General features: G+C 70.6%; 18 protein-coding genes. 8 read left to right on the forward strand and 10 right to left on the reverse strand.

Features of this window, described 5'->3' with window-relative positions; translation table 11 throughout:
- Positions 1 to 2 precede the first annotated feature (2 nt).
- Positions 3 to 965: a YafY family protein gene (locus tag ATM97_RS20775; RefSeq protein WP_218719705.1), complete on the reverse strand. Its 963-nt coding sequence runs from the start codon at positions 963 to 965 to the stop codon at positions 3 to 5.
- 83 nt (positions 966 to 1,048) lie between these two features.
- On the opposite strand from ATM97_RS20775, the gene ATM97_RS20780 reads away from it, so the two are divergent.
- Positions 1,049 to 2,185: an epoxide hydrolase family protein gene (locus ATM97_RS20780; protein ID WP_218719706.1), complete on the forward strand. Its 1,137-nt coding sequence runs from the start codon at positions 1,049 to 1,051 to the stop codon at positions 2,183 to 2,185.
- A 70-nt stretch (positions 2,186 to 2,255) separates the two neighbouring features.
- Here ATM97_RS20780 and ATM97_RS20785 read toward each other — a convergent pair whose 3' ends face one another.
- The 6 genes from ATM97_RS20785 to ATM97_RS20810 all read right to left on the reverse strand — a co-directional run bounded on the left by ATM97_RS20785 (position 2,256) and on the right by ATM97_RS20810 (position 9,091).
- Positions 2,256 to 2,774: a M15 family metallopeptidase gene (locus tag ATM97_RS20785; protein ID WP_255588139.1), complete on the reverse strand. Its 519-nt coding sequence runs from the start codon at positions 2,772 to 2,774 to the stop codon at positions 2,256 to 2,258.
- 97 nt (positions 2,775 to 2,871) lie between these two features.
- The gene (locus ATM97_RS20790; protein ID WP_218719707.1) at positions 2,872 to 4,191 is read right to left on the reverse strand and encodes an MFS transporter; all 1,320 of its coding nucleotides are present in this window, start codon (positions 4,189 to 4,191) and stop codon (positions 2,872 to 2,874) included.
- Positions 4,188 to 5,288: a PLP-dependent cysteine synthase family protein gene (locus tag ATM97_RS20795; RefSeq protein ID WP_218719708.1), complete on the reverse strand. Its 1,101-nt coding sequence runs from the start codon at positions 5,286 to 5,288 to the stop codon at positions 4,188 to 4,190. The genes ATM97_RS20790 and ATM97_RS20795 overlap by 4 nt, the downstream gene beginning before the upstream one ends.
- A gap of 100 nt (positions 5,289 to 5,388) precedes the next feature.
- On the reverse strand, positions 5,389 to 5,790 hold the full coding sequence (locus ATM97_RS20800) for a hypothetical protein (protein ID WP_218719709.1): 402 nt from the start codon (positions 5,788 to 5,790) through the stop codon (positions 5,389 to 5,391).
- Between the two features lie 76 nt (positions 5,791 to 5,866).
- Positions 5,867 to 7,276 carry an AarF/ABC1/UbiB kinase family protein gene (locus tag ATM97_RS20805; RefSeq protein ID WP_218719814.1) on the reverse strand — a complete coding sequence of 470 codons (1,410 nt, stop codon included), beginning with the start codon at positions 7,274 to 7,276 and terminating at the stop codon, positions 5,867 to 5,869.
- Positions 7,277 to 7,414: 138 nt separating this feature from the next.
- Entirely contained in the window at positions 7,415 to 9,091 is a 1,677-nt protein-coding gene (locus ATM97_RS20810) for a fumarate hydratase (RefSeq protein ID WP_218719710.1), read from the reverse strand.
- Positions 9,092 to 9,312: 221 nt separating this feature from the next.
- Between ATM97_RS20810 and ATM97_RS20815 the strand changes: the two genes are divergently transcribed.
- A complete protein-coding gene (locus tag ATM97_RS20815; protein ID WP_308248562.1) occupies positions 9,313 to 9,843 on the forward strand; it encodes a MarR family winged helix-turn-helix transcriptional regulator in 531 nt (176 codons plus the stop codon).
- A gap of 3 nt (positions 9,844 to 9,846) precedes the next feature.
- Here ATM97_RS20815 and ATM97_RS20820 read toward each other — a convergent pair whose 3' ends face one another.
- From ATM97_RS20820 to mftE, 3 genes are all read right to left on the reverse strand, one after another.
- On the reverse strand, positions 9,847 to 10,332 hold the full coding sequence (locus tag ATM97_RS20820) for a hypothetical protein (protein WP_218719711.1): 486 nt from the start codon (positions 10,330 to 10,332) through the stop codon (positions 9,847 to 9,849).
- Positions 10,333 to 10,494: 162 nt separating this feature from the next.
- A complete protein-coding gene (gene mftD, locus ATM97_RS20825) occupies positions 10,495 to 11,712 on the reverse strand; it encodes a pre-mycofactocin synthase MftD (RefSeq protein ID WP_218719712.1) in 1,218 nt (405 codons plus the stop codon).
- A complete protein-coding gene (gene mftE, locus ATM97_RS20830; protein ID WP_218719713.1) occupies positions 11,709 to 12,413 on the reverse strand; it encodes a mycofactocin biosynthesis peptidyl-dipeptidase MftE in 705 nt (234 codons plus the stop codon). Before mftE ends, mftD begins: the two co-directional genes overlap by 4 nt.
- A gap of 63 nt (positions 12,414 to 12,476) precedes the next feature.
- Between mftE and mftR the strand changes: the two genes are divergently transcribed.
- The 6 genes from mftR to ATM97_RS20860 all read left to right on the forward strand — a co-directional run bounded on the left by mftR (position 12,477) and on the right by ATM97_RS20860 (position 17,863).
- Entirely contained in the window at positions 12,477 to 13,130 is a 654-nt protein-coding gene (gene mftR / locus ATM97_RS20835; protein WP_218719714.1) for a mycofactocin system transcriptional regulator, read from the forward strand.
- 64 nt (positions 13,131 to 13,194) lie between these two features.
- On the forward strand, positions 13,195 to 14,100 hold the full coding sequence (locus ATM97_RS20840; RefSeq protein WP_218719715.1) for an STAS domain-containing protein: 906 nt from the start codon (positions 13,195 to 13,197) through the stop codon (positions 14,098 to 14,100).
- Between the two features lie 10 nt (positions 14,101 to 14,110).
- Positions 14,111 to 14,494 (forward strand): STAS domain-containing protein, encoded by a 384-nt coding sequence (locus tag ATM97_RS20845; RefSeq protein WP_218719716.1) that lies wholly within the window; start codon positions 14,111 to 14,113, stop codon positions 14,492 to 14,494.
- Positions 14,484 to 14,897 carry an ATP-binding protein gene (locus ATM97_RS20850; protein WP_218719815.1) on the forward strand — a complete coding sequence of 138 codons (414 nt, stop codon included), beginning with the start codon at positions 14,484 to 14,486 and terminating at the stop codon, positions 14,895 to 14,897. Before ATM97_RS20845 ends, ATM97_RS20850 begins: the two co-directional genes overlap by 11 nt.
- Entirely contained in the window at positions 14,890 to 15,513 is a 624-nt protein-coding gene (locus ATM97_RS20855; RefSeq protein WP_218719717.1) for a SpoIIE family protein phosphatase, read from the forward strand. Before ATM97_RS20850 ends, ATM97_RS20855 begins: the two co-directional genes overlap by 8 nt.
- Positions 15,514 to 15,523: 10 nt before the next feature.
- Positions 15,524 to 17,863 carry a SpoIIE family protein phosphatase gene (locus ATM97_RS20860; RefSeq protein ID WP_218719718.1) on the forward strand — a complete coding sequence of 780 codons (2,340 nt, stop codon included), beginning with the start codon at positions 15,524 to 15,526 and terminating at the stop codon, positions 17,861 to 17,863.
- Positions 17,864 to 18,262 lie beyond the last annotated feature (399 nt).

Here is an 18,262-nt window from a genome sequence, read left to right on the forward strand (position 1 = left end):
GGTCATTCGGCGAGCGCATCCGCGAGCCGGGACCCGCAGGCGCGCAGGTGTGCTCGCAGCTCCGGGGAGCCGTGCACCCGGAACGGGAAGCCGAGGGCGACGAGTTGCGCGGCGAGCCATCGCGGGTCGTCGTCGCGGGTTTCGGTGAGCCGGCACCTGGCATCGCCGTCGGCCACGATGCTGTCCGGCGCCGCACCGAGCCTGCCCGCCACCCGGTGCGCCGGCGCCTCGAACGTCACGTCCACCGTGTATCGCGGTGTGGCCCAGTCGGTTCGGCGCCCCGCGACGTACTCCGCGGCATCGGCGGCGGGGAGTTCCCTGACGACGATGCGGGCGCCGGTCGGTCGCGGCTGCTCGACGCGGTCGGCGCGGAAGCTGCGCCAGGCGTCGCGCTCGAGGTCGTAGGCGACCAGATACCACCGACGGCCCGCCGCCGCGATGCCGATCGGCTCGACGTGTCGCCGCGACTCGGCGCCCGCGGCGTCCCGATAGCGCAGGCGCACCCGTTCCCGGTTGCTCACCGCGGCGGCGAGGACGGTGAGAACCTCCGGATCGACCGTGGGGCCCGCGCCCGCGGAGACCGTCACCGCCGCGCCGACCACCCGCACCCGCCTGCGGAGCCTGGTGGGCAATACCTGTTCGAGTTTGGTGAGCGCGCGCACCGCCGCGTCCTCGATCCCGGCGACGGCCTGCCCGGCCGCGACCCGCAGGCCGACCGCGACGGCCACCGCCTCGTCCTCGTCGAGCACCAGCGGCGGCAGCGCCGAACCGGCGGTGAGGCGGTAGCCGCCGGTCGCCCCGAGCGCCGCCACGACGGGATAGCCCAGCTCGCGCAGCCGGTCGACATCACGGCGGACCGTGCGGTCGGTGACACCGAGCCGGTCGGCGAGTTCGCTGCCCGGCCACTCGCGTGGCATCTGCAGCAGGGAGAGCAAACGGAGCAGCCGGGCGGCGGTATCGGTCATGGCCGATATTCTGCCGCGCATCTAGGACCGAAATTGTCCTAGATGACTCCTAGCGTGGTGTGCACACCGACCGAGGAGTGCAGATGACGACCATTCGTCCCTTCCGTATCGACATCCCGCAGACCGATCTCGACGACCTGCGCGAGCGCCTGCGCCGGGCACGCTGGGCCGCGCCGCTGCCGGGAGCGGGCTGGGACCGCGGCGCGCCGACCGACTACCTGCGCGACCTGGCGCGGTACTGGGCCGAGGATTTCGATTGGCGCGCACAGGAATCCGCGCTCAACGAGTTCCCGCAGTTCGTCACCGAGATCGACGGCCTCGACGTGCACTTCCTGCACGTGCGCTCCCCCGAGCCGGACGCGGTGCCGCTGGTACTCACCCACGGCTGGCCGAACTCGTTCGTCGAGTTCACCCGCACCATCGGCCCGCTGACCGATCCGCGGGCCCACGGGCTCGACCCGGCCCCGGCCTTCCACGTCGTGGTGCCGTCGATCCCCGGCTTCGCGTTCTCGGCGGCGCCGCGTGAGACGGGCATGAGCGCGGCCCGGGTGGCCCGGATGTGGACCACGCTGATGGACCGGCTGGGCTACGACCGCTACGGCACCCAGGGTGGTGACCTCGGCGCCTACATCGCCCCGGAGATGGCGCTCGCCGCGCCCGAGCACGTCATCGGCGTGCATCTCGACGGCGGGATCGGGATGCCGACCGCGGCCGACGTGCCGACGATGTCGGACGAGGACCTGCGGCAGTGGGAGGAGATGCAGCAGTGGATGACCGGCGGCGTCGACCACCACACCCTGCTGCGGGCCGCGCCGCAGACCTTCGCGCTCGGCTGGAACGACTCCCCGGTGGCGATGCTGGCCTGGCTGATGCAGAAGTTCCAGGAGTTCACCCCGATGGCCGACCTCGCCGAGGACGTCATCGACCGCGACCATCTGCTCACCAACGCCGCGATCTACTGGTTCACCCAGACCACCGGCACCTCCTCGTGGCCGATGTACGACGGTCTGCGCGACGGTGGCTTCGGTTGGCCCCCCGGCCAGAATCTGGTCCCGACCGGTGTCTACGGCGGCGGTTCACCGCTGATGCGCAAGCTCGCCGACCGCGACCACAAGATCACCCACTGGCCCTCGGGCAACCCGGGCAACCACTTCGTCGCCATGGAAGAACCCCGGGCCCACGCCAGCGACATCCGCACCTTCTTCGCCGACCTGCGCTGAATCCGGCCGGTGACAGCACACCGGGCAGGGTGCGCGGCACCCTGCCCGGTGGTTCGTTCGTGGCGTTCGGCTATCGCATGCCGGCATCGGGCACGCGGGGCGGGCACGGGGTGCCCGGAGCGGTGACCAGCTCGAAGTGCCACCACTCGTTGTCGAAGGTCCGGCACAGGCCCCAGCGGTTGCCATTGGTTTCCAGCCATTGGGCGCCGACCTGGGGGCCGACGTCGACGGCGTGGCCGGAGACATGGGTGGACTCCGCCGGGGGCAGCACCCAGCGGCGGGCCTCGTCAGGGGTGCCGTAGGTGGCGAGGCCGTCCTGCCACAGCATTTCCTGCTGCTCGGGGGTGCGGTAGCCCGAGGTGATCGACAGCGGGACGCCCTCGGCGTGCGCCTGCTGCTCGGCGAGGGTGTAGGCCAGGGCCAGCGGCGGGTCGAGGCCCTCGGTGCCCGCGGCGGACTGGAACTGTTCGCGCTGGTCGGTGGCGCCCGGCTGGGCCTCGGCGATGCCGATGCCGACGACGGTCACGGCCGCGGCGGCCGTGACCGTCACCAGCATCCGGTCGGCCAGGCGGCCGAGCACAGTAGTCATGCCGGAAGTCTATCGACCCGGTCCGTGCCCGAGCTGACCGCCGTGGGTGGGCTCGGGCACGGTGCGCGGGGTCGTTCCGGCAGGTCGGGCGACCGATTCAGGGTGTGCGGGTCAGCTCGCCCGAGGTCGCCCGGTCCGGCCGGATCGGCCAGCGGCCCGGCGCGGCGGTGTAGGCGGGCAGCGCGTCGAGTTGCCGGTGCCGACCGGGTACCGGGCGGATCGCGCGCTGGACCGCGACCGCGGTCAGCAGGCCGATCAGCGTCAGACCCACCCACACCAACCGGTCGGCGCCGGCCGCGCGCGCGACGTCGAGGACCGCGCCGGTCCCCAGGTTGCCCGCGAGGATGGCCACCCCGACGATCGTGTTGTAGAACCCGTAGTGGGTCGCCACCAGCTTGCCCTCGCTCAGCGAGACGACGGTGTCCATCTCGAACGGGAAGACCGCCGCCGTCCCGACCGCCAGCACCGCGGCGGACAGCAGCAGCGCCGCGGCCGCGGCCACCGTCCCGAACGACTCCGCGCCGGGGATCAGCGCGAGCGGGACGAACGCCGCGGCCAGCACGCCGACACCGAGGACCAGACCACGCCCGATCCCCCACCGCGCTCGCAACCACGCGGTGATCCGCACCTGGCCGGCGACGGCGACCACGCCGGACACCACGAACACCAGCGCGGTCAGTTCCTGCCCGCCCGCGCCCGAAATGGTGCCCGCGTGCAGCGGCAGCGCCAGATACACCTGGAACGACAGCACATACGTGCCGCCCATGGCCACCGCGAACGCCACGAACCGCCGGTGACCGGCGATCGCGCGCCAGTCGGTCCACACCGACGTCGCGGTGGTCGCGCCGCTGCGCTGCGGCAGCGCGCACAGCTGTGCCACCGAGAGCACCGCGAACACGGCGGCCGCCGCCGCGGCGGTCCACCGGAAGTCCACCCCGAGCAGGGCGATCCCGACGAGGGGACCCGCCAGGATGCCTGCCTGATAGAACACGTTGAACACCGCGAACGCCTCGACCCGCCGCTCGCCTGCCTCGGCGGCCAGATAGGCGCGCACCGCCGGATTGAACAGCGCACCCGCGAATCCCGTCGCGGCGGAGGCGATCAGCAGCATCGGCAGCGAGGTGGCGAAGATCAACGCGGCGAATCCCGCGGTGCGCAAGACACATCCGGCGACGATGAGCGGTTTGTAGCCGAGACGGTCGGCCAGGGTGCCGCCGATCAGGAACATGCCCTGCTGGGAGAAGTTCCGGACGCCGAGCACGAGTCCGACCGCCCACGCGGCCAGGCCGAGCGGGCCGGACAGGTACCCGGCCAGGTACGGCATCAGCATGTAGAAGCCGAGGTTGATGCCGAACTGGTTGATCATGAGCAGCCGGGCGGGGGTATCGAACCCGGCGAAGATCCGCAGGGTCCTCATGCGCGCACCGGGCCCGTCTCGGCGAGCGCGCCGGGATCGAGCACCGTCGTGCAGCGCGTCCAGGATTCGACCACGCGCTCGGCCGGGTGATCGATCGTGTCGGGGTCGGTGGCGGGCGGACCCGCGAGCAAGCCGTGCGTACGGCAGTAGCCGTCGTTGTAGATCGTGTCGAAGTAGCGGTGCGGGCCGTCGGGGAAGACGGCGACGATCCTGGTCTCCGCGTCGGCCGTCCGGGCCGCCCAGCCCGCGACCAGGGCGACCGCGCCGACGCTCCACCCGCCGGTGGCGTAGTGCGTCGCGGCCAGTGTCCGGCAGGCCCAGACCGCTTCCGCCGGTGCGACCCAATGGATTTCGTCGAAGGCGCGATAGTCGACATTGGCCGGGTGGATGTTGGAGCCGAGTCCGCGCATCAACCGTGGCCCCGCGGGCTGGCCGAAGATCGCGGAGGCCACCGTGTCGACGCCGATCAGGCGCAGATCAGGGAACCGGCGGCGCAGTTCCCTGGCGACACCGGCGGAATGGCCGCCCGTGCCGACCGCGCAGACCAGCACGTCGACGCGCCCGACCTGGTCGATCAGCTCGTGCGCGAGCCCGGCGTAGCCGTCGGCGGCGTCGGGATTGCCGTACTGGTCCGGGCACCACGCGGTCGGCTCGGCGGCGACCAGTTCGGCGACCCGGTCCCGGCGCGCCTGCTGCCAGCCGCCGGTGGGATGGGCTCGCTCGACCAGGTCGACCCGGGCACCGAAGGCGGCGAGCATCCGCGCGACGATCGGTTCCAGTCCGGGATCGGTGACCACGGTGACCGGATGAGCGTGCACCAGTCCGGCCAGGGCGAGCCCGAGTCCGAGGGTGCCGCTGCTGGATTCGACGATCCGCGCGCCGGGGGCGAGGTCGCCGCGGTGTTCGGCCCTGCGCACCATGTGCAGAGCGGGGCGGTCCTTCATCCCGCCGGGGTTGAATCCTTCCAGCTTGGCCCAGAACCCGCGGTCGGCGGTGGCCAGCGGCGCTCCCACCCACATCACCGGGGTATTGCCGACGAGTCCCTGGGGACGCTCGGCGATCGCGGCGGCGGTCCGGTCGAGCACGTATTCCTGCATGTCTGTCGCTTCCTGTGTCGGCCGCCGGGCACGGCGGCGCGGACGAGAACGGGCACGCGAACACCGGCCCGCCATGGGTGACGGGCCTGGCGCTGACCGATCAGCGTCGACAGATGCAGAACTGGGTGAGGATGTCGCGGCCCTGGCGGTACCGCAGTGATGAGCGAGGCGGGGCGCGCGGGGCCGCGGCCGGATGCCCGAGGCTCGCGAGGAGCACGATCACCAGCGCCCCGAGCAGGCCGAGCAGGGGCAGCACGAGCCCGGTATCGGGCGCCACGGTACCGACGAGGCAGTGGTCGGGCAGTGGATGATCGGGAACGGCGAGCCCGGCCCCGTCGGCGACGGCCGCGACCACGCCGAGCGCCGCCTCCGGGGCGTGGTGGTTGTCGTGGTGCACCGTGGTGCAGTCGATCACGAGCGCGCACACGGCGGCCACGACAATGACGAACGCGCACAGCGCGCCAGTCCGGCGCGACGAGGGACGGCCAGTCCGATGACCCACCGTGCCTCCTTCGCCGCTCGTCGCCGGTGCCTACGCCGACCAAGCTACTACGTCATTGCGTAGGCACAGGTCAGCGTCATGGGGACGGGCGATCCGGGCGCGGTGGCGGCTGATTTCCCCTCTGCCACCGGACGATCGCGCGGCCGGTCTCGGTGGCCGGCGGCTCACCGTAGAGCCATTCGCGGGCCAGCCGATGCCAGTTGGCGCTGACCCGCAACTGGCCGAGGGTGGCGAAGGTGAACAGGTCGGCACGCCGCGAGAAGACGTGCTCGGGCGGGAGCAGTTGCCTGCGCATGCCTTGGAACTCGACCGAACGCGGGTCGACGGCGAGCAGCACGGCGCTGGTGGCCAATTCGGGAGTGATGGTGACCTCTTCGTCGAGCAGATGCCACCCGCAGGCCGCCCACACGTACGCCAGGCACTCCTCGACGGTGACGCCGGCGTCCGGGTCGATGATGCCGCGCCCGACCCAGGCCGCGTACAGGTCCTCGGGCCGGTCCTCGGCGGCGGCCCGCAGGCAGGAGCGCTCGAAATCGACGTGCTCGGGGTCCATCCGGTTGTAGAGCCCGAAGTCGACGAAGGCGAGTTTGCCGTCCTCGGCGAGCAACACATTGCCCGGATGCGGATCGCCGCAGAATTCGTTGTCGGCGAACAGGGTGCCGAGATAGAAGCGGTAGATCAGTTCGCCGTAATGGTCCCGGTCCGCATCGGGCAGCGTCTGCAGGTGCGAGAAGCCATGCCCCGTGACGTATTCGGTCACCAGCACATTGTGCGAGCAGTGTTCCTCGATCGCGTCGGGCACGGTGATGAAGGGATGTCCCCGGTAGCGCTGGGCGACCCGGTGCTGGGTCCGCGCCTCCCGCAGATAGTCCAGCTCGCTGCGCAGGTTGGCGGCGATCTCTTCCAGCACCCCGGTGTCGGCCATGCTCGGGAGCACGGATCTGGCCATCTTGCTGAGGAATTCGAGGTTGCCGATATCGGCGTGCACGGCCCGTTCCACGCCGGGATATTTCACTTTCACCGCCACCGCGCGGCCGTCGCGCAGGGTCGCCCGGTGCACCTGACCGATCGAGGCCGCGGCGATGGCGGTCTCGTCGAAGTCGGCGAAGATGCGCGCCAGCGGGCCGAGGTCGTCCTCGATCACCCGGCGCATGGTAGGGAACGCGACGGCCGGCGCCCGATCCCGCAGCGCCGCGAGCTGACGGGTGAACTGCGCGCGGTGCGATTCGGGGACGAAATCGAGGTCGAGCACCGACAGCATCTGGCCCAGCTTCATCGCCGAGCCCTTCATGCTGCCGAGCACCGCGACGATCTGCTGCGCGGTCTTCATCGCCGACCGCTCGGCCAGCACCTGCCTGGCCTCCTCGGTGCGCCCGATCATCGACAGCCGCGTTCCGACCCCGCGCACGGTCTGTTCGGCCGCCAGCTGCCCCAGCTTCGCCCCGCGCGCGACGCGCCCCGAGGGCGGTATCCCGGTGGCCGCCATTTCCACCCCCGTCGAACCGGTCCAGCGTATGTCGCGGGTCACACTACACCGGCGGCCTGTGTGCCGGGAACGAACGAAAACCCCGGCTCGCACGGTGGCGAGGCCGGGGTCTTCGCGGTCGGTGGCCGAGCGGGACGGTTACACGCGTTCCTTGGAGCGGGTGCGCACGCGCAGGGCGATCGGCTTGGAGGTCTCGGCGAAGAAGTCGTTGCCCTTGTCGTCGACGACGATGAAGGCGGGGAAGTCCTCGACGTCGATCTTCCAGACCGCTTCCATACCCAGCTCGGGGTACTCGAGCACCTCGACGTTCTTGATGCAGTCCAGTGCCAGCCGGGCGGCGGGGCCGCCGATGGAGCCCAGGTAGAAGCCACCGTGCTCGTTGCAGGCCTTGGTCACCTGGGCCGAACGGTTGCCCTTGGCCAGCATGACCATGGAGCCGCCCGCGGCCTGGAACTGGTCGACGTAGGAGTCCATACGACCCGCGGTGGTGGGGCCGAAGGAGCCGGAGGCGTAGCCCTCGGGGGTCTTGGCCGGGCCCGCGTAGTAGACGGCCATGTCGCGCAGGTACTCCGGCATCGGCTCGCCCGCGTCGAGCCGCTCCTTGATCTTGGCGTGGGCGATGTCGCGGGCGACGACCAGCGGGCCGGTCAGCGAAAGCCGGGTCTTCACCGGGTATTTCGACAGCTCGGCGCGGATCTCGTCCATCGGCCGGTTGAGGTCGATCTTCACCACGTCGCCGCCGAGGATCTCCTCGGTCTGCTCCGGGAGGTACTGGGCCGGTTCGGTTTCCAGCTGCTCCAGGAAGATGCCGTCCTTGGTGATCTTGGCCAGCGCCTGGCGGTCGGCCGAGCAGGACACCGCGATGGCGACCGGGCAGGAGGCGCCGTGCCGGGGCAGGCGGACCACGCGCACGTCGTGGCAGAAGTACTTGCCGCCGAACTGCGCGCCGATGCCGAACTCGCGGGTGAGCTGGAAGACCTCTTCCTCGAGCTCGAGATCGCGGAACGCGTGGCCGGTGATCGAGCCCTCGGTGGGCAGGTTGTCCAGGTAGTGCGCGGAGGCGTACTTGGCCGTCTTCAGGGCGAATTCGGCGCTGGTGCCGCCGATGACCACGGCGAGGTGGTAGGGCGGGCAGGCCGCGGTGCCGAGCGAGCGGATCTTCTCGTCGAGGAACTCGAGCATGCGCTCGGGATTCAGGACAGCCTTGGTCTCCTGGTACAGGAACGACTTGTTGGCCGACCCGCCGCCCTTGGCCATGAACAGGAACTTGTAGACCGGGTTGTCGGCGTCGCCCTCGGTCGAGTACAGCTCGATCTGCGCGGGCAGGTTGGAGCCGGTGTTCTTCTCGTCCCACATGGTGATCGGAGCCAGCTGGGAGTAGCGCAAGTTCAGCGTGGAGTAGGCGTCGAACACGCCGCGGCTGATCCATTCGGCGTCGTCGACACCGGTCAGCACGCCCTCGCTCTTCTTGCCCATCACGATCGCGGTGCCGGTGTCCTGACACATCGGCAGCACGCCGCCCGCGGAGATGTTGAGGTTCTTGAGCAGGTCCAGCGCGACGAAGCGGTCGTTGCCCGAGGACTCCGGATCGTCGATGATCTTGCGCAGCTGGCGCAGGTGCGCGGGCCGCAGGTAGTGGCTGATGTCGTGGATCGCCGTCTCGGTGAGCAGCCGCAGCGCTTCGGGCTCGACCTGCAGGAAGGTGCGACCGTTGTGCTCGAAGGTGCTGACCCCCTCGGTGGTGAGCAAGCGGTACGGCGTGTCGTCGGCGCCGATCGGCAGCAGATCGGAATAGCGGAACTCCGGCGCGGTCACGAATCGCACTCCTCGGGTGGCTGGTCACAAAGCACTCGGAAGCCTATCGACCACCCGCGTCCACCTGCTGGTTAGGCAACCCTATGTGACGTAAGGCAAATGCCTGAACCAAGATCGAGGTTGCACGTTCAACCCAAACGGTGCTACCCATTCACCCGGACGGTGGCGGGGCGTGCACCGTTCCAATCCGAAGCTTGCACCGGAGAATCTGGAGCTCGATCGTGACCGATCCACAGTGGCTCGATGATGTCGAAATGCGCGCCTGGCTGGGCTATGTCCGGACCCGCGACCTGATCGCCGCGGCGATCGGGCGTGACGCGGGCCGGGCGGCCGACCTCAGCTGGGTCGAGTACTCGGTGCTCGTATACCTGGCCGACGCGCCGGGTCAGCGCCTCACCTTCGCCGATCTGGCGGGCGCGCTGGAATGGTCGCAGAGCAGGCTCTCGCACCAGATCACCCGCATGCAGAAACGCGGGCTGGTGATCAGGGAGACGATGCCACACGACCAGCGCCGCACCGTCGCCCGCCTGACGAGCGCGGGCGGCCAGCTGCTCACCACGGCCGCGCCCGCGCACGTGCGCAGCGTGCGACGGCACATGATCGACGTCCTCGACCGCGGCCAGCTGGCCGCCCTGGCCGAGATCTACGACGTGTTGATCAACCATCACCGCAGCGCGGCAGGCGGATTCGATCCCACCGGACGGGGCAGCGCGACCCCGCACGCGGAAGAACCGGCCCCGGATCCGGCCTGATCGTCAGGACCCGGTGCTGCCCCCGGAGTCGGGACGGCTGGTGCCGAGCCCGCCCCGCTGGACCGTGCCGCCGGAGTCCGGTACGCCGCGGTCGTAGACGCCGGCGCCTGCGGGCCGGATGAAGCTGCCCGCGGCCAGCGCGACGGCGGCGCCGATCGCCGGGTACACCAGCGTATCGGTGTGCTGGTACCAGAAATCGGCGTAGCGGCCCTCGGCGGTGTCGCACAGTCCGTCGGCCACCCGGGTCGAGGAGGTGGTGTCCACGCAGATGCCGACGGCGGTCGGCTGCGCGGGCGGGCTGGTGGTGGGCCGGGCCGAGGTCGTGGTGGTGGGTCGCGCGGTCGTGGTCGGCCGGGCCGTGCTCGTCACCGGCGGTTTCGCCGAGGTGGTGGCCGCGCGATGCGCCGGCGCCCCGGTCCCGCACCCCGCCGCCACCAGCGCCATCGCCACCACGGCGGGCAGCGTGCAGGACACACTGCGCGACTTCATGATTCGGACGCGCCGCTGCTCGTCCGGTACTCCCCCACACACGAATTCCCCCTCGATGCCGACGACCCGGCCGATCCTAGCGACGACCCGGCTCGCCCGTCCGGGGAACGACACCGGCGACGGACCTCGCCGAAGCGGAGTCCGTCGCCGGTGGTGGGATAGCTACCGCTGGACGAGATCCGCTGTGGTGAGCGGTCGTTCGAGGTCGGCGGGCACGCCCAGGGCCCGTTCGAACCCGGCGGGCACGATGATGTCGCCCCGGTCGAGATCGGCGATCGAGGTCTTGCGCAGGCCGAGCAGCGCCGAATCGATGCCGCCGCGCAGGATGTCGAGCACATTCTCCACGCCCGCCTGGCCGTTGGCGGCCAGGCCCCACAGGTACGCGCGTCCGATCAGCACCGCGCGGGCGCCCAAGGCCACGGCCTTCACGACATCGCTGCCGCGCCGGATTCCACCGTCGAGGACGACCTCGATCTGGTCGCCGACTGCGTCGGCCAGCACCGGCAGCGCCCGGATGGCGGCGGGGGTGCCGTCGAGGTTGTTGCCGCCGTGGTTGGACACCGAGATGCCGGCCACGCCCGCGTCGACCGCGCGCAGCGCGTCGTCGACCCGCATGACGCCCTTGAGCAGCACCGGACCGTCCCACTGGGCGCAGATCCAGGCGACGTCGTCCCAGTCGGGCGCGGGGGTCTGCATCCACTCGCCGTAGGCGCCGAAGAAGCCCGGCGCCGCGCCGCCGCCGACGGCCATGTTGGGGGCGGTCAGGTCGGGGATCGAGCCCGAGCGCAGGTAGGTGGCGAGCCAGCGCGGGCGTGCCAGGGTCTGCGGGGCGAACTTCATCATGGTGCGCAGGTTCAGCGACTCCGGGATCACCGGGCTGCCCCAGTCGCGACCGTGCGAGAACGACCAGTCCAGGGTCAGGATGAGCCCGACCGCGCCCGCCGCCTTCGCCCTGGCCATCCGCTCGAGGATCTGGTCCTTGTTGCCGCACCAGTACAGCTGGAACAGCGTGGCCGGGTTGGCCGCGATCACCTCTTCGATCGGCTTGCTCGCGAACGAGCTCAGGCCCATGGCGATCCCCCGCGCGGCCGCCGCCCTGGCCACGGCGACCTCGCCGTCGGGGTGTACCGCCTGCACGCCGGTGGGCGAGATCAGCACCGGCATCGAGAGCTGCTGGCCGAGCACCGTGGTCGACTGGTCGCGCTCGCCGATCGGGCCCGCGCAGTGCGGGGCGAAGCCGAGTTCGGTGAACGCGGTCTGGTTGTCCTCGATGGTCTGGCCGCGTTCGGAGCCCGCGATCAGCGCGCCGTACACCGATTTCGGCAGGCGCTTGCGGGCGCGGCGCTGCGCCTCGGCGACGGTCTCGAACCAGGGATTCATCGACGTGATCCTTCCTCAGGAACCTGGGGCCACCAGCGGCCCAGGTCTGCCAGCAGTGCGGTGGTTGCCGCGTTCAGCAGCGCGGCGCCTTCGCCTGCGCTCGACCCGGTGGGGTCACCGAGAATTCCGTTGGGGCTCACGGCCCGGACACCGCCGGCCCGCAGCAGCGGCAGCAGTTCGGCCAGCGGGCGCCGGTCCCCCGGTTCGGCCAGGTCGGCGCGCACCAGATCCGGCGTCAGCGCGAGCTGGATCGAGGTCTCGGCGCGGCCCGCGTGCGGGTCACCGCCGTACCCGGGCGAGAACAGGCGCACGTCCCGCGATTCCGAGCGCAGCAGGGCGACCGCGCGGCGCACCGCCTCGACATTGCCGCCGTGCCCGTTCACCAGCACGATGCGATCGAAGGTGTCGGTGGCCGACCGGCACAGCTCGACGACCAGCAGCTCCAGCGCGGCCTGCCCGATCGACAGGGTGCCCGCGAAGCCGGCGTGCTCGCCGCTGGCGCCGTAGGGCACCGCCGGGGCGACCAGCACGTCGGCACGCTCGGCGGCGACCCGCGCGCAGACCGCGGCGGCGATGTCGGTATCGGTGGACAGGGGCAGGTGGGGGCCGTGTTGCTCGGTGGCGCCGAGCGGGATGACCAGGATCACTCCCGCGGCGGCACATGTGCCCGCCTCGGGCCATGTGAGGTGGGCCACGAACATGGTCCCGAGATTAACGACAGTCACTGACATAATCAAGGGGCCGGGATTCCCTACTCTGTATCCATGTCAGCCCTGTCCCCGCGCGCGCATCGCGGCCGCCCGCCGCGCACCACGCGCCGCGAACTCGAAGTCATCGCGATGCGGTTGTTCGCCGAGCACGGCTTCGACGACGTCACCGTCGAGCGCATCGCGGCCGAGGCCGGGGTCAGCGAACGCACCTTCTTCCGGTATTTCCCCAGCAAGGCCGAGGTGCTCTGGCACCAGTTCGACGACGAGGTCGCCGACCTGCGCGACGCGTTCGCCGCGGTCCCCGACGACGAGCCGATGATGGCGGCGGTGCGCCGAATCGTGGTGGCGGCCAACAGATATCGCGCCGAGGACATCCCGGAGCTGCGCACCAGGATGCGCCTGGTCTCCGGGGTCCCCGCGCTCTCGGCGGGCGCAGGCGCGCACTACGACGCGTGGGAACGCGCGGTCGGCGAGTTCGCGGCCCGGCGCCTCGGCACCACCGCCGGCGACCTGGTCCCCCTGGCCGTCGGCCGCACCACGCTGGCGGCCGCGCGAGCGGCGTTCGACGCCTGGCTCGAACGCGGTGACACCGATCTGACGAGCTATCTGGACCGCGCGCTGCGAGCGCTGGAGCGAGGCTTCGCCCCGGAGCGGTCAGCGGACGCGGAGCAACCCGCACGTTTGGACGGCATCCCGGATGGGGTATGAGTAGGCTCGAGCCAAGCGCGCGCTGCGCACCGGAGAAAGCCCGTCGAAAGGGGCAGGAGTTTCCATGTCCGAGGTGTCCATGAGTCTTTCGGCGGATTCGCTGCCGGCGCGCCCGGTAGACAACTTGCTGCCGCAACTGGTCGAGCACCTCCGGCAGAACCGCACCGGACTGCGCGAGGAGTGGGCGCGGCGCATCACCGAGGCCGAGCTGCTCACGGCCATGACCCCGGAGGAGATCTTCTCCGAGGCCACGTCGATGTACGACAACTACGTCGAGGTGCTCGTCACCGGTAGCGTCGAGGCGCTGCAGGCCTACGCCCGCGACCTGTCCGAGCGCATCATTCCGCGAGGCGTCGAGACCGACGAGGTCCTCGGAATCGTGCTGCTCCTGCGCGACGTGCTGGCTCGCTCGCTGTTCGAGAAGTACCAGGCCGATTTCGATCTGCTCAACCAGGTCCTCGACGCCTACGAACCCGCCGCCAACCGCATCGCCAGCACCGTGGCCATCTCGTTCGTGCAGGAGCGCGAGCGCGTCATCCGCCAGCAGCAGGAAGCCATCCGCGAGCTGTCCACCCCGGTGCTTCAGGTGCGCGAACAGCTGCTCATCCTGCCGATCATCGGTGTGCTCGACTCCCAGCGCGCCCGCCAGCTCACCGAGCAGCTGCTGCGCGCCATCCGCGCCAACCGCGCCAAGGTCGTCGTCATCGACATCACCGGTGTGCCCGCGATCGACTCGGTGGTGGCCAACCACCTCGTGCAGACCGTCGACGCCTCGGGCCTGATGGGTGCCAACGTCATCATCACCGGTCTGTCCTCGGAGATCGCGCTCACGCTGGTGACCATCGGCCTGGATCTGTCGAAGATGAACGCGGTCGGCGACCTGCAGGGCGGTATCGAAGAGGCCGAGCGTCTGCTCGGGTACGAGGTCTCCCGGGTGACCGAGCGCCTGAGCGAACGAGACGGACGCTGAGCTAGCCACCATGCCGGTTCCCATTCTCAAACAGGGCACGTTCCTGATCGCTTCGGTGCAGTCGGCCCTGACCGACAGCGATACCGAGCGTCTCCAGGACGACCTCATGAAGCAGGTCAGCCGCTATCGGGCTACCGGCATCGTCGTCGACGTCACCGCAATCGACGTGATGGACTCCTTCGCCGCGCGCTCGCTGCGCACCATCGCGCACATGACCCAGCTGCGCGGCGCCGAGACCGTCATCGTGGGATTGCAGCCGGAGGTGGCATTCGCGATGGTGCAGCTCGGCCTGACCTTCGAGGACATGCACACCGCGCTTGATCTGGAGGAGGGCCTCGCGTGGCTCAACCGCCTCCCCAGCAGGCGACGAGACGGTCGTGACAGTGGCCGCTGAGCAGGTGGCCATCGCGGTCAAAGTCTCCGAGGACATCGTCACCGCACGTCAGGCGGGACATGAACTGGCCGCAGCCCTGGGTTTCACTCTCACCGACCGCACCATGATCTCCACCGCGATCTCGGAAATCGCGCGCAACATCACCAGCTACGCGGGCAGCGGCGAGATCCGGCTGCTCGTCGACCTGCGCGACGGCCGGCGCTCCCTCGTCGTCCAGGCCGAAGACCAGGGACCGGGCATCCGCGACATCACGCGCGCCCTGGACGACGGCTACTCCACCGGCCGCGGACTCGGGCTGGGGCTGCCCGGCGCGCGCAGGCTGATGGACGGCCTCACCATCGATTCCGCCCCCGGCCGCGGGACGTTGATCGAGATGTGGAAGTGGGTACCCGACGGTGCATGAAGACGGGATCATCGGCCGCACGGAATGGTCGACGGCCGGTCGGGCACTGCCCGGGCAGGACGTCTCGGGCGATCGTGCGGTCATCCTCGACACCGGTGACGGTGGCGCGCTGTTCGGCGTGCTCGACGGGCTCGGGCACGGCGCGGCCGCGGCCGACGCGGCCGACCGCGCGATGGTCATCCTGGCCGAGAACCGCGGCGAACCGCTGGACGTGCTGATGGTGCTGTGCCATCGCGCGATGGTCGAAACCCGCGGCGCCGCGGTCTCGTTGGCCCTGATGGGACCGGGCGAGACGCTGCAGTGGCTCGGCGTCGGCAATGTCGAGTCGCGGCTGCTGACGCTGGGTCCGGCCGGTCCGGAACTGCGGGCGACCATGCTGCTCACCGGCGGCATCGTCGGCTATCGGCTGCCCTCGCACCTGCAACCGCAGACCCTGCCGATCCGTCCCGGTGACCTGCTGCTGATGGCCACCGACGGCATCGTCTCGGTCGGCCCGGAGTCGATCGATCTGGCGCGTCCGGCCAGCCAGATCGCCGGCGACCTGCTCGCCCGCGATGCCAAGGACACCGACGACGCCCTGGTTCTCGCGGCGCGATTCCGCGGAGCTTGTCCATGAGAGGTTGCCGATGAGCGCTGTCCTGGCCGCATTTCTCGACGACTACTCGGCTGCTCTGCGCCGTCACGTCGCCGCGCCCGGCCAGGCCGGCCTCACCGAGGGTTACGACCTCGGCAGGCGCGCCCTCGTCGAGGGCATCAGTCTGCTCGACCTCACCGAGAACCACTTCCGGGCGGTGGCGGCGTACATCGAGGAAACGGCGGATGCCCGCAGCGCCGAGGTGGCGCTGGAGTTCCTGCTGCAGACGATGGCCGCGCTCGACATCGCCACCCGCGGCTATCTCGACGGCACCCGTCGCTACGAGCAGCAGCGTTCGCGCGCCGAGGATCTCGCGGGCCGTGACGCGTTCCGCACCGCACTGGTCGAGTCCCTGCAGGACGGCTTCTTCGTCGCCGACAATCGCGGCACGATCGTCGAGGTGAACTCCGCCTTCGGGGTGCTCACCGGCTACGGCGCGGATGCGGTCCCCTACCCGGTACCGCATCCGTGGGCGTTGCCGGATCGGGCCGGCTACCCCCAGATCGGTACGGAGGCATCACGTTTCGTGATGCCGGTGCGTCATCGTGACGGCCGTGAACGCTGGCTGGCGGTGAGCGCCAGCTCGCTGGTGAAGCAGGAGAACAACGAGGAGATCTTCGTCGGCACCGTGCGCGACGTGACCGCCGAACACGATGCGCAGGCGCGCGATCAGGCCGCCTCGCGGCTGGCGACCGCGGTGGGCGCGGCCACCAGCATGGTGGAGGTGCTCGAGGTCGGGCTCGACGAGTTGCGCCGGACGATGGGGGCACGGACCGCACTGGTCGCGGTGTGGCCGAGCCGGACCGGGCAGCCGGACGTGTACTCCTGCGGCGAGCCACCGGCCGGGGCGCCCGAGGTGGCCGGACGTGCCGAGGGCACACCGCAGTTCGTCGCCGCACCGGTCGCGGAGCCGGCGGGGCGGGTCGTCCTCGACGAGGAGGTCCGCGCCCTGGTCGACCGGGCACGCAGGCAACCCGCCCGCGGCCTGTCCGCCATCACCGGCGAGGACGGTGGGGTGGACGCCGTGGTCGCGCCCCTCGGCGAGACCGGCGACGCGGCCCTGTGGGTGCGTTTCGGCGCGCCTCGCGCGATCAGCGCCGCGGACTGGGCGCTGTACTCGCTGCTGGTCGGCCACCTCAGCGTCGCCCTGCAGCGCGCCCGCAACTTCGACCAGGCGCGCGCCACCTCGCTCACCCTGCAGCGCGCCATGCTCGGCCCGATCGAGCTGCCGCCGCGCTTCTCGGTGCACTACGAGCCCGCGCTGCCGCCGCTCGAGATCGGCGGTGACTGGTACGACGTGGTGCCGTTGCGTGACGGCACCATCGGCGTCGTGGTCGGCGACTGTGTCGGCCGTGGCCTCTCGGCCGCCGTCGTGATGGGCCAATTGCGCACGGCCGCAAGAGCATTGCTGCTGCGCGGCGCCGGACCGGCGCAGCTGCTCGCCGAGCTCGACGCCGTCGCCGCCCGGATTCCCGGCGCCATGTGCACCACGGTATGCGCGGCGGTGCTCGATCCCGAGCGCGGGATGGTCCGCTATTCCAACGCCGGTCACATGCCCCCGATCCTGGCCCCACCCGGGGGCATGGGCCGGGTACTCGAGGGCGGACGCGCGGTGCCGCTGGCCACCTTCGACACCCCGCGCAGGCCCGAGGCGACCACGGCGCTGCCGCCCGGCGCGACGCTGGTGCTGTTCACCGACGGCCTGGTCGAGCAGCGCGGCTACGACATCGAAGAGGGCTTCGTCAAGATCGCCGGCGTGCTCAGCGAGACCGGTGCCGCGCTGCCCCGCGATGTCGCCGACGCCGTGCTCTCGCGGCTGTGTCCGCCCGCGGGCTACGACGACGACGTCGCCATGGTCGTCTACCGTCAGCCGCCCGAACCCCTGCACCTCGACATCCCCGCCGCCGCGGCGGAGCTGACCGGCCTGCGGCGCAATCTCTACCGCTGGTTCGCCACCGCCGCGGTTCCGCACGATCTCGCCGCCGACCTCGTCGCGGCGGCCAACGAGGCGTGCAGCAACAGTGTCGAGCACGCCTACCGCGACTCCGAGCCCGGCCGGGTCACTCTCACCGCCACCTGCGAGGGCGATCGGGTGATCATCGAGGTCGTCGACACGGGCCGCTGGATTCCCACCCCGACCGACCCCGGTTATCGCGGGCGCGGCGTGGAGATGATGCGGGTGCTCACCGAGGATCTGGAATTCAGCCACGACGAGAACGGCACCCGAGTGCGCATGTGGGTGACACTGCCGTCGATCACCTTCCCGACCGCGAACCCCTTGCGCGGATCGGTGCGCCCCGCTGCTCAGGCCGTCAACAATACGTTCCGATAACGTCCGGCGGACGCGCCGCAAGAATAGCCGTCCGGATCACCCCCGCAGGCACGGTGTGCGCGGGGCGCGCCATTCCTGCGGATAACGTCGAGCACACCCCGAATACCCGCCGTGACCTGCGTTTTCGAAAATTCGATAACGAATCTTTAGCCGACCTTCACATCCTTGTATACGCAAAACCCGGTTTGCTACGGTGTGGATGCATTTCCACACCGAGTCTGGTGTGATCCCGGATATTCCAGCGATCTTCCCGCACTCCGGTTTACGGGCCCGGGGCCCATTCCTGCACCACAGCGATGAAGCCGCGTTCCGCGCCGCTTTCCGTACTCCTGCGGGCCGATCATCCGACTGAAGGGAGAGCTCATGTTTTCCGCGATTCTCGGTGACCTCGTCGATGTA

The sequence above is a fragment of the Nocardia sp. MH4 genome, assembly GCF_019266065.1.
GTDB lineage: Bacteria > Actinomycetota > Actinomycetes > Mycobacteriales > Mycobacteriaceae > Nocardia > Nocardia canadensis.